Origin of the sequence: Macromonas nakdongensis (assembly GCF_002837145.1) — a bacterium.
Lineage (GTDB): Bacteria > Pseudomonadota > Gammaproteobacteria > Burkholderiales > Burkholderiaceae_C > Macromonas_B > Macromonas_B nakdongensis.
In genome coordinates this window covers 1-11,054 of record NZ_NWMV01000059.1, presented here as the reverse complement: position 1 = coordinate 11,054, position 11,054 = coordinate 1, and the positions used below count along the sequence as shown (strand labels likewise).

11 protein-coding genes and 1 pseudogene are annotated in these 11,054 nt (G+C 66.2%); 6 read left to right on the top strand and 6 right to left on the bottom strand.

Annotated elements, in window-relative coordinates:
- The 3 genes and pseudogenes from CON77_RS09250 to CON77_RS09240 form a co-directional block, all read right to left on the bottom strand.
- Positions 1-222: pseudogene (locus CON77_RS09250) on the bottom strand (ABC transporter permease); the annotation flags it as partial.
- Complete coding sequence (locus CON77_RS09245; RefSeq protein WP_101048871.1) at positions 219-602, bottom strand: DUF2946 family protein; 384 nt, start codon at positions 600-602, stop codon at positions 219-221. The pseudogene CON77_RS09250 and the gene CON77_RS09245, both read right to left, overlap by 4 nt.
- Positions 603-618: 16 nt before the next feature.
- Positions 619-1,527 carry a phosphoribosylaminoimidazolesuccinocarboxamide synthase gene (locus CON77_RS09240; protein ID WP_101048870.1) on the bottom strand — a complete coding sequence of 303 codons (909 nt, stop codon included), beginning with the start codon at positions 1,525-1,527 and terminating at the stop codon, positions 619-621.
- 209 nt (positions 1,528-1,736) lie between these two features.
- Between CON77_RS09240 and CON77_RS09235 the strand changes: the two genes are divergently transcribed.
- The 4 genes from CON77_RS09235 to CON77_RS09220 are packed head-to-tail and all read left to right on the top strand — an operon-like array spanning position 1,737 to position 5,491.
- The gene (locus CON77_RS09235; RefSeq protein ID WP_101048869.1) at positions 1,737-2,357 is read left to right on the top strand and encodes a TetR/AcrR family transcriptional regulator; all 621 of its coding nucleotides are present in this window, start codon (positions 1,737-1,739) and stop codon (positions 2,355-2,357) included.
- 14 nt (positions 2,358-2,371) lie between these two features.
- Complete coding sequence (locus CON77_RS09230; protein ID WP_101048868.1) at positions 2,372-3,565, top strand: efflux RND transporter periplasmic adaptor subunit; 1,194 nt, start codon at positions 2,372-2,374, stop codon at positions 3,563-3,565.
- Entirely contained in the window at positions 3,562-4,764 is a 1,203-nt protein-coding gene (locus tag CON77_RS09225) for an ABC transporter permease (protein ID WP_101048867.1), read from the top strand. Before CON77_RS09230 ends, CON77_RS09225 begins: the two co-directional genes overlap by 4 nt.
- A gap of 10 nt (positions 4,765-4,774) precedes the next feature.
- Positions 4,775-5,491, top strand: a complete 717-nt coding sequence (locus CON77_RS09220; protein WP_101048866.1) for an ABC transporter ATP-binding protein — start codon at positions 4,775-4,777, stop codon at positions 5,489-5,491.
- A 140-nt stretch (positions 5,492-5,631) separates the two neighbouring features.
- Here the strand turns inward: CON77_RS09220 and CON77_RS15750 are convergent, their stop codons facing one another.
- Positions 5,632-6,786, bottom strand: a complete 1,155-nt coding sequence (locus tag CON77_RS15750) for a Fic family protein (RefSeq protein WP_304442154.1) — start codon at positions 6,784-6,786, stop codon at positions 5,632-5,634.
- 152 nt (positions 6,787-6,938) lie between these two features.
- On the opposite strand from CON77_RS15750, the gene CON77_RS09210 reads away from it, so the two are divergent.
- Positions 6,939-7,217, top strand: a complete 279-nt coding sequence (locus CON77_RS09210) for a type II toxin-antitoxin system RelE/ParE family toxin (RefSeq protein ID WP_101048864.1) — start codon at positions 6,939-6,941, stop codon at positions 7,215-7,217.
- Complete coding sequence (locus CON77_RS09205; protein ID WP_101048863.1) at positions 7,217-7,510, top strand: HigA family addiction module antitoxin; 294 nt, start codon at positions 7,217-7,219, stop codon at positions 7,508-7,510. The genes CON77_RS09210 and CON77_RS09205 overlap by 1 nt, the downstream gene beginning before the upstream one ends.
- Positions 7,511-7,587: 77 nt before the next feature.
- On the opposite strand, the gene fba is transcribed toward CON77_RS09205, so the two are convergent.
- Both fba and ppc read right to left on the bottom strand, forming a co-directional pair.
- Positions 7,588-8,652: a class II fructose-bisphosphate aldolase gene (fba, locus tag CON77_RS09200; protein ID WP_101048862.1), complete on the bottom strand. Its 1,065-nt coding sequence runs from the start codon at positions 8,650-8,652 to the stop codon at positions 7,588-7,590.
- A gap of 96 nt (positions 8,653-8,748) precedes the next feature.
- Positions 8,749-11,054, bottom strand: a 2,306-nt coding sequence (gene ppc / locus CON77_RS09195) for a phosphoenolpyruvate carboxylase (RefSeq protein WP_101048861.1), incomplete at its 5' end; no start/stop codon positions are given.

Sequence of the window (11,054 nt, the reverse complement as noted above, 5' to 3'; positions counted from 1 at the left end):
CAGGGCGTCGCCCATGAAGGTCAGCAGCAACAGGGTCAGCACCAGCACCGCAAAGGTGGACAGCGAGATCCACCACGCGTCGATGTTGTTCTTGCCCTGGCTCAACAGCTCTCCGAGCGAAGGGGTACCGGGCGGCACGCCCAGACCGAGAAAATCCAGCGAGGTCAGCGCCAGGATGGCCCCGCCCATGCGGAAGGGCAGGAAGGTGACCACCGGCCTCAGGCGTGGGCTGGGGGGGCGCGGGCCTGGGCCGTGCGCCAGACGTGGTCGGTGTGGGCGCCGCGCGCGTAGGCCGGCGGGCGCTCACGGAAGTGCACCGGGGCCAGGGCGGTGGCCAGGGGCGGGCTGGGCGGCAGCGCGTGGCCCCAGCCCGGGGCCGTGCACCAGGGGCAGGACAGGCCGGTGCCCTGGTCGGCCGGTTCGGCGGCGTCCGGGTCGGCTTGTACCCAGGCCATGCCCGTGCTGGTGCAGACCTCGATCCAGTCGGCCGGGCCGTGCAGGCGCAGCGCGGCCTGGGAAAGCGACGGCAGCAAGGCGCCCACCACCACCAGCCACAGGGCCAGCCAGGTGGTGAGGCGGCGTTGCCGGAACGTCAGTGGCATGGGCCGTGGACGGTGGTCAGCCCAGCAGACGCGTCAGCGCTTCCTGGTACTTGGCGGCGGTCTGCTCGATCACCTCGCGCGGCAGGCGCGGGGCCGGCGCGGTTTTGTTCCACAGGCGGCCGTCCACCTGGGCGGTTTCCAGCCAGTCGCGCAGGAACTGCTTGTCGAAGCTGGGCGGGTTGCGGCCTTCCTGGTAGCTGTCGGCCGGCCAGTAGCGCGAGCTGTCGGGCGTCAGCACCTCGTCCATCAGCACCAGGGTGCCGTCGCGGTCCAGCCCGAACTCGAACTTGGTGTCGGCGATGATGATGCCCTTGGTCGCGGCGAATTCGGCCGCGGCCAGGTAGAGACGGATGGAGATGTCGCGGATCTGCGCGGCCAGCTCGGGGCCGATCATTTCCACGGTTTTCTCGAAGGTGATGTTCTCGTCGTGCTCGCCCACCTCGGCCTTGGCGGCGGGGGTGTAGATGGGGGCGGGCAGCTTGCTGGCGTTCTGCAGGCCTTCGGGCAGGGGCACGCCGCAGACGCTGCGGCTCTCCTGGTATTCCTTCCAGCCGCTGCCGGCCAGGTAGCCGCGCACCACCGCCTCCACCGGAATGGGTTTGAGGCGCTGGACCAGCATGCTGCGGCCACGCACCAGCGGTTTTTCCGCGTCGCTCACCACGCTTTCGGGGTCGTCGCCGGTCAGGTGGATGGGGCAGATGGCCTGGCCCTTGGGCCCGAGCAGGTCGAACCAGAACAGGCTCAGGCGGGTGAGCAGTTCGCCCTTGCCGGGAATGGGCTCGCCCATGATCACGTCGAAGGCGCTGATGCGGTCGGATGCCACCATCAGGATGCGGTCGTCGCCCACGGCGTAGTTGTCGCGCACCTTGCCGCGCGCCAGCAGGGGCAGAGAGGTCAGGGCAGAGGTGTGCAGGGCAGAGGTCATGGTGCGGGCGCAGGGGTCCAGGGCAAACTTCCATTATCGCGCAAGCCCGCGGCCTCAGGTATTCCTGCACCACCCAGACAGACTCAGTTGCCCTTGCGGTGCAGGGGACGCAACACCTTGCCCGGGCGGCCATGAGCGGGTACCGCCCTGCGGCCCCCTTTTCAGCGCATTGGAAATCATGATAAAGTAATTAATCAATTACTTATTTTATGGTTGCCAACACACGGATCAAGCTCAAAACCGAAGACCGCCAGGCAGAACTGGTCCAGGCGGCCCTGGGATTGGCCGCTCAGCGCAGCCCGGCCGAAATCACCACGGGTGACCTGGCCTTGGCCATCGGCATCACCCAGGGTGGTGTATTCAGGCATTTCGACAACAAGGAGGCCATCTGGCTGGCGGTTCTTGATTGGGCGCACCAGTCGTTGATGGAGCGGTTGGAACAAGCGGCACAAGCGCGGCAGACCAATGCCTTGCAGGCCCTGCGTGCCGTGTTCATGGCCCACATCGGTTTTGTGGAGCAGTACCCGGGCGTTCCCCGTCTTGTCTTTCAGGAGTTGCAGCATGCCAAGCCCACACCGCTCAAGGGCAGGGTGCAGCAACTGATGGCCGATTACCGGACGCTGGTGGCCCAACTGCTGGACCAGGCCCGTGAGGAGCGCTTGCTGGCAAATGATGTGGATCTCCGATCGGCCGTGGTCCTCTTCATGGGCGCGGTTCAGGGTCTGGTCATGCAGTCTCTGGTCACGGGCAACCTCCAGGGCCTGGCACGCCAGGGCAAAGCCGTGTTCAACATCTACGAGGCAGGCCTGTTGCCAAAGCCCAAAACCTGACGAAAGAAGTGCCGATGACACTCTCCAACATCAACAAGCGGCAGGTCTTGGTCGCCACCGGTGCAGCGATCGTGGTCGTGGCTCTGGGATTCGTGGCGACTCGCATGGGGCCACTTGCCCCGACCCAAGTCACGGTGACACAAGTCAAGAGCGAAAACCTGACGCCTTCGGTGTTCGGCATTGGCAGTGTGGAAGCACGCCAGAGCTGGCTGATGGGGCCGACGGTGGCGGGGCGCGTGTTGCGCGTGCATGTCGATGTGGGGCAGGCGGTCAAGGCGGGGCAGTTGCTGGCCGAGATGGACCCGGTGGACCTGGACCAACGCCTGCAGGCGCAGGATGCCGCGCTGTCCAAGGCGGTCAGTGTCCAGACGGCAGCCCAGGCACAACTGGCGGATGCCCAAGCCCGGCGCGGGCTGGCCACAACGAACCTGAACCGGCAAAAGGAACTGGCCCGGCAGAACTTCATCAGCCCGTCAGCCCTGGAGGGACGCGAGCAGGAGTTGCAGTCTGCAGAGGCGGCATACCAGGCTGCGCGTGCCAACTTGCAGGCGACCCAACAGGACGCCCAACGCCTGCAGGCCGAGCGTGCTGCCGCCGAGCAACAGAGGCAAAACACCCGACTGATCGCCCCGGCCGATGCGGTCGTCACCAGCCGAGATGCCGAACCGGGCAGCACGGTGGTGGCTGGCCAGGCCGTGATTAGACTGGCCAACCCTGGGAGCCTCTGGGTCAAACTTCGGGTGGACCAGGCCCGTTCAAGCGGGCTGGCGGTCGGCTTGCCTGCCCAGATCGTGTTGCGCTCGCGTCCGCAGTCGGTGCTGGCCGGCAAGGTGGAACGGGTGGAGTTGCAGGCCGATGCAGTGACCGAGGAGCGCATCGCACAAGTGACGTTCGATCAAATGCCTGCATCGCTGTCGATCGGTGAGATGGCCGAGGTCACGCTCAAACTGCAACCGACTGAGCAGGCTCCTGTGGTGCTGCAGGCCAGTGTGCAAACGCACCAGGGCCGAACAGGCGTGTGGCGTCTGAAAGACGGCGCGTTGGACTTTGTTTCCGTGCAGTGGGGGGTGTCCAGTCTGGACGGCCGCGTGCAGGCCCTGAGCGGACTGGCTTCGGGCGACACGGTGGTGGTGTACAGCGACAAGCCGCTGTCGACCGGGGCCCGCTTCAAGGTGGTGGACGCGCTGGTCAAAAAGGCGCAGCCATGATCAGCCTGGCGGCGCGCGACATCCAGCACAGCTGGGCCAAGTTCGTGCTCACCGGGCTGGGCCTGGGTTTGCTCATCGGGGTGACGTTGACCATGGCCGGCGTGTTCCGCGGCATGGTCGACGATGCCCAAGCCTTGTTGAACAACAGCGGCGCCGACCTCTGGGTGGTGCAAAAGGACACGCAGGGGCCGTATGCCGAATCGTCCAGCCTCAAGGGCGATGTGGTGCGCAGCATCGCCGGCATGCCCGGCGTGGCCATGGCGGCCAACATCACCTACTTCACCATGCAGGTCAGGGCGGTGGGGGGCAAAGAGGCCCGGGCCATGGTGGTCGGGATCGAGCCGGGCGTCGCCGGCTTGCCCGGGCAGCCCGGCCATTTGCTGGCGGGCAGGCACCTCGCGCGCAGCCATTACGAGGCGGTGGCCGACGTCAAGACCGGACTCTCGCTGGGGGACCGGGTGGAAATCCGGCGCCACACCTACGAGGTGGTGGGCCTGACCCGCCGCATGGTGTCGTCTGGTGGCGACCCGATGGTCTTCATCCCCATCAAGGACGCGCAGGAAGCGCAGTTTCTCAAGGACAACGACGCCATCGTGAACGACCGCGTGCGCACAGCCGCCAATCCGGCCTTCAACCGGCCGGCGGTGCCGGGCCTGCTCGATGCGGTGCAGGGCTTGCAGACCAGCAGCCGCAACGTCAACGCCGTGCTGGTGCGCGTGGCCAATGGCTGGAGCGCTGAGCGTGTGGCCGAGCCGATCCAACGCTGGAAGCACCTGACCGTGTTCACCCGTGCGCATATGGAGAACATCCTGGTCGATAAATTGATCGCCACATCGGCCAAACAGATTGGCATGTTTTTGGCCATTCTGGCTGTGGTGAGCGCGGCGATTGTGGCCTTCATCATCTACACCATGACGCTAGGCAAGATCCGAGAGATCGCGGTACTCAAACTGATCGGCACCCGCAACCTCACCATCGCGGCGATGATCTTGCAGCAGGCGCTGGGCCTGGGTGTGATGGGCTTTGTGGTGGGCAAGGTGGCCGCGACGATCTGGGCACCGGTGTTTCCCAAGTTCGTGCTCTTGCTAACGCAAGATGCGGTGGTTGGCTTCGGCGCCACCATGCTCATTTGCGCGCTGGCCAGCACGCTGGCGATCCGTGTCGCCTTGCGTGTCGATCCGGCGCAAGCCATCGGTTGAGGACCCTGAAATGATCAAGCAAGCCGGTGGCATTCGCATCGAAAACCTGCGCAAGGTCTACGGCCATGGCGACACGGCCGTCGAGGCGCTCAAGAATGTCAACATGCAAGTCGCGCCCGGCGAAGTGGTCGGGCTGGTGGGGCCGTCTGGTTCCGGCAAAAGCACTTTGCTCAAGTGTCTGGGCGCGATCATTGAACCCACGTCCGGTCGCATGACACTGGGCAACGAAGTCATTTACGACGATGGCTGGAAAACGCCTGACCTGCGCGCCTTGCGCCGCGACCGGATCGGCTTTGTGTTTCAGGCGCCCTACCTGATCCCGTTCCTGGACGTGACCGACAACGTGGCCCTGCTGCCCATGCTGGCGGGTGTGCCCAATGCCCAGGCCCGGCAACGCGCGCTGGAATTGCTGAACGCGCTGGATGTGGCGCACCGCGCCAAGGCCGAGCCCGCGCAGCTCTCCGGTGGCGAGCAGCAACGGGTGTCAATCGCCCGGGCGCTGGCCAACAAACCGCCGGTGATTCTGGCCGACGAGCCCACGGCGCCGCTGGACAGCGAACGCGCACTGGCCGTGGTGCGCATCCTCAACAACATGGCGCGCCAAGCACAGACCGCCATCATCGTCGTGACCCACGACGAGAAAATCATCCCCACCTTCAAGCGCATTTACCACATCCGTGATGGTCAAACAGCAGAGGAACAAGGCGAAGGGCGTGCACTCGATTAGGGATGCTGTTCAAGTGCCCGGTGTTGTGGCCTCGGAGTCGATCTGCAACCCCTGCAAAAGCCGGCGCCGTGCCATCCACAGATGGCTCAGGGCAAACAGCGTGTGCAGCTGCGCCGTGTTCTTGGCCGGTCCCCGAGCGATCAAGTCACCCCGTGCGTCCACTCCGGCACGTTGATGCAGTAACGCACCGCTTTGCCTGTTCCGTGGCTGCGCAGTTGCCCGGCGCTGACCATTTGCGTCAGGTCGCGGGTGGCGGTGGCTTTGGAAACGCCGGTCATCTTCATGTACTTCTCGGCGTTCAGGCCACCCAGGAAGCCCCCGTCGCCGTCGTCCAGCAGCCGTTGCAAAACCTTGCGCTGCCGCTCGTGCAGGGGCTGGCTGGCATGGGTTTCCCAAAAGCGGCGCTTCAGCATGGCCTGATCGATGACGCCGCTCGTGGCCTGGCAGGCCAGGGCCCATTGGCCGGCAAACCACTGCACCCACTGGGTGATGTCGCAGCCGCCGCGCTGTGCCTGGTTCAGGGCGTCGTGGTACGCCTTTCTCGAGGCCAGCAGTTGGCGCGACAGGCTGCACAGCCTTTGCGGTTGTTGCAGGTGTTGCGCCAGGGCCATGTCCACAATGGCCCGCCCGATTCGGCCATTGCCGTCCTCGAACGGGTGGATGCTTTCGAACCACAGGTGGGCGATGGCGGCTCGGACGAGGCCATCCACCGATGTTGGGCCCGCGGGGGGCGTGGTGGCGGCAAACCAGGCCAGAAACCGGTCCATGTGCTCGCGCACCTGGTGGGAGGGGGGCGCTTCGTAATGCACCACTGCCCGCCCCGGCGTGCCACTGACGATTTGCATCGGGTCGGCGTGGTCGCGGTAGCGACCGACCGCAATGCGTTGAATGCCCGAGGTGCCGCCCGGAAACAGCGCCGATTGCCAACGGCACAGCCGTTCCTCATCCAGCGCTTGGTCGAACGCCGTGCTGGCGTCGCCGAGCACCGCGACCAAGCCCTCCACGTGCCGGTCGTGGGGGCCTTGGTCGGCCAGTCCCAGGCGCCGCATCACCGACGAGCGCACGGCCTCCAGCGGCAGGTGTTGTCCTTCGATCTCGGCGGTCGCGACCACCTCATCCGCGAAGGCGTTCAGAACGATGGTGTGGGTGGTGTCCAGGCCTATGCTGGCCACTTTGCCTTCCACGACACCGCAGCAACGGTGGGCATGCGCCAGCGCGGGCGCCACCTGCTGGGCATCCACCGCCAGCCGGGGCCAGTCGGGGTGCTGCCAAATCCACTTCGGGAAGGGGTTCATGAGCCGCATTGTTGCACATGCAGCTCAAAAGGTGAGCCGTATTTCGAAAAATACGGCTCATACGCTTCAGTTCACCACCTGCGCCAGTGCCCCGCAAGGGAAATCCGTTGCGACAATTGATGCGCGTTGCGCAACATGCTACATTGGCGTGCATGATCAAATCGTTCAGGCACAAAGGCCTGCGCAGGTTTTTCGAAACGGGGAGCTCCTCAGGTGTTCAGGCCAGCCACGCCAAACGACTGCGCTTGCAACTGGCGGCGCTGGACACGGCACAAACGGTAGAGGACATGGACATCCCCGGTTTTCGCCTGCACCAGCTCAAGGGCGAGATGCAGGGGCGCTGGTCAGTCACGGTCAACGGTAACTGGCGCATGACCTTTGAGTTCCACGACGGTCACGCTTTTGTGCTGGATTACGAGGATTACCATTGATGAGCATGCACAACCCGCCCCACCCCGGTGAGTTCATCGCCGGCATTTATCTGGAGCCGAACGGCATCAGCGGACGCGAACTCGCACAGCAACTGGATGTGGCGCCGTCCACGCTGGGCCGCGTGCTCAAAGGCACCAGCCGCGTGACGCCAGAAATGGCCTTGCGGCTGTCCAAAGCCATCGGCCGTTCAGCCGAAAGCTGGCTGGCCATGCAGGATGCCCACGACCTCTGGCAAGCACGTCAGCGCGTGGACTTGCAGCGGGTGGGCCAACTCAGACTGGCTGCGGTGTAAAAAAGCCGCCCTGAAGGCGGCTGGGTTCATGCGGCTCAAAAGCTGAGCCGTATTTCGGAAAATACGGCTCACAAGCCTCAGTTCACCACCTGCGCCAGTGCCCCGCGGGCGTATTGGGCGGCCACTTCGGTCAGGGTGTACCCTTTGATCTTGCCGGCCTGGCCCTCGCAGCCGAACTCCAGGTAGCGTTGCTTGCAGATGGCCTGGGCGGCGGCGCGCGCGGGCTTGAGCCACTCGCGGGCGTCGAACTTGTCGGGGTTTTCCACCAGGAACTTGCGCACCGCGCCGGTCATGGCCAGGCGGATGTCGGTGTCGATGTTGACCTTGCGCACGCCGAACTTGATGGCTTCCTGGATCTCTTCCACCGGCACGCCGTAGGTTTCCTTCATCTTGCCGCCGTACTGGTTGATCTGCGCCAGCAGCTCCTGCGGCACGCTGGACGAACCGTGCATCACCAGGTGGGTGTTGGGGATGCGGGCGTGGATTTCCTTCACGCGGGAAATGGCCAGGATGTCGCCGGTGGGCTTGCGGCTGAACTTGTAGGCGCCGTGGCTGGTGCCGATGGCGATGGCCAGTGCGTCCAGGCCGGTGGCCTTGACGAACACGGCGGCTTCTTCGGGGTCGGTCAGCATCTGGCTGTGGTCCAGCTTGCCTTCGGCGCCAATGCCGTCTTCCTCGCCGGCTTCGCCGGTTTCCAGGTTGCCCAGGCAGCCCAGCTCGCCTTCCACCGACACACCCACCCGGTGGGCCATCTCCACCACGCGGCGGGTCACGTCCACGTTGTACTCGAAGCTGGCGGGGGTCTTGCCGTCTTCCTTCAGCGAGCCGTCCATCATCACCGAGCTGAAGCCCAGGTCGATGGCGCCCTGGCACACCGCCGGGCTCTGGCCGTGGTCCTGGTGCATCACCACCGGGATCTGCGGGTAGGCCTCGCAGGCGGCCTGCACCAGGTGCTTGATGAAGGGTTCGCCCGCGTACTTGCGCGCGCCGGCGCTGGCCTGCAGGATGACGGGGGCGCCCACTTCCTTGGCGGCTTCCATCACGGCCTGCACCTGTTCCAGGTTGTTGACGTTGAAAGCCGGAATGCCGTAGCCGTGTTCGGCGGCGTGGTCGAGCAGTTCGCGCATGGAAACGAGCGCCATGGATGATCCCCTGGAAACAACAGTACAGAAATGGTCAGCCGGCGATTTTAGCCGGCCACCCCCGAAATGCGCCTGGGCGCCATGGGGGCGGATGGATCAGCCGGTGTTGCGCAAGCCCGCGGCAATGCCGTTGATGGAAATGTGGATGCCGCGCTTGACCTTTTCCGCGGTGCTGCCGGCGCGGTAGCGGCCGATCAGTTCCACCTGCAGGTGGTGCAGCGGGTCGATGTAGGGGAAGCGGTGCGCGATGGAGCGCGCCAGCGCCCGGTTGTGGGCCAGCCGCTCCTCGGCGCCGGTGATCAGCGTCAGGGCGGCTTGCGTGCGCTGCCACTCGGCCTCGATGGCGGCAAACACCTTCTTGCGCAGCTTGGCGTCGGGCACCAGATCGGCGTAGCGCCGGCCCAGCGACAGGTCGCTCTTGGCCAGCACCATGTCCAGATTGGACAGCAGCGTGCGGAAGAAAGGCCATTTCTTGTGCATCTGCTGCAGCAGCTTGAGCGCCGCGGCCTCGCCCAGGCGGGCCTGCATCTGCGCCACCGCGCTGCCAAAGCCGTACCAGCCGGGCAGCGTCAGGCGGCACTGGCCCCAGCTGAAGCCCCAGGGGATGGCCCGCAGGTCTTCGATGCGCTGCGTGGCCTTGCGCGACGCCGGGCGCGAACCGATGTTGAGTTCGGCGATTTCGCGGATGGGCGTGGCGCTGAAAAAGTAGTCGGTGAAGCCCGGGGTTTCATAGACCAGGGCGCGGTAAGCGTCCATGCTGGCCTGCGACAGTTCGGCCGCGGCGGTCAGGTACTTGGCCGGCACCGGCTTGGCCGGGGGCAGCAGCGTGGCTTCCAGCGTGGCGGCCACCAGCGTTTCCAGGTTGCGCCGGCCGATGTCGGGGTTGGCGTACTTGGAGCCGATGACCTCGCCCTGTTCGGTCAGGCGGATCTGGCCGCGCACGGTGCCGGCCGGTTGCGCCAGGATGGCCTGGTAGCTGGGGCCGCCGCCACGGCCCACGGTGCCGCCGCGGCCGTGGAACATGCGCAACTGCACCGGCTGGCCCAGTTCTTGGGACAGTTCGTCGAACAGCGCCACCAGCGCGGTTTCGGCGCGGTACAGCTCCCAGTTGCTGGTGAAAATGCCACCGTCCTTGTTGCTGTCCGAATAGCCCAGCATCACGTCCTGTTCGTGGTACTGGTTCGCGCCACCGCGCAGCACCAGCGCCGCCACGCCGGGCAGGCGGTAGAACGCGTCCATGATGCCGGCGGCGTTGCGCAGGTCTTCTATGGTCTCGAACAGCGGCACCACGATCAGGTCGGCCACGGCGTCGCGGTCCAGGGTGCCGCGCATCAGGCCCACTTCCTTTTGCAGCAGCAGCACTTCCAGCAGGTCGCTCACCGTTTCGGTGTGGCTGATGATGGCGTGGCGGATGCAGGCGGCGCCGAAGCGCTCGCGCAGCTCGCGCGCGGTCTGGAAGATGGCCAGCTCGCTCAGGGTGTGGGCGGTGTAGGCCGCGCCGGGCACGCGCAACGGGCGCGCGTCGTTGAGCAGGCGCAGCAGCAGTTGCTGCTTGGCGTCTTCGCCCAGGGCGCTGTAGTCGGGCTCCAGGCGGGCGTGGGCCAGCAGATCGGCCACGGCCAGTTCGTGCTGGTCCGAACTCTGGCGCAGGTCCACCGTGGCGAGGTGGAAGCCGAACACCTCCACCGTGCGGATCAAGGGCCGGAGGCGGTGCTGGGCCAGGGCTTCGCAGCACTGGGCCTGCAACGCGCCTTCGATGGTGTGCAGGTCGGCCAGCAGCTCTTCCGCGCTGGCGTAGGGGCTTTGCGGGGCCACGGCGTGGCGCGCGGCTTCGCCACCGGTCAATTCGCGCAAGGTGGCGGCCAGGCGCGCGTAGACGCCGGTGAGCGCGCGGCGGTAGGGTTCGTCCTGGCGGTGGGCGTTGGTGTCGGGCGAGCGCTCGGCCAGCGCCTGCATGGCCGGCGGCACCGGCAGCAGCATGGCCGACAGTGACAGTTCCGCGCCCAGGCGGTGCACCTCGGTCAGCAGGTGGCGCAGGGCCACGTCAGCCTGCTGTTGCAGGGCGTGGCGCAGGGTGTCGGCGGTGACGTTGGGGTTGCCGTCGCGGTCGCCTCCGATCCACTGGCCCATGCGCAGGAAGGGCGCCACGGTGCGGCCGTCCAGGGCTTGTTCGATCTGGCCGTACAGGCGCGGGATTTCCGGCAGGAAGGTGCTCTGGTAGTAGGTCAGCGCGTTCTCGATCTCGTCGGCCACGGTGAGCTTGGTGAAGCGCAGCAGCCGGGTGTGCCAGAGCTGCGTCACGCGCGCCAGCATGTGCGCCTCGTTGGCGGCCAGTTCGCGCGCCAGCAAGCGGTCGCCGGGGCGCACCCCGCCGGCGGCCTGCTCGATGGCGTCGCGCTCGG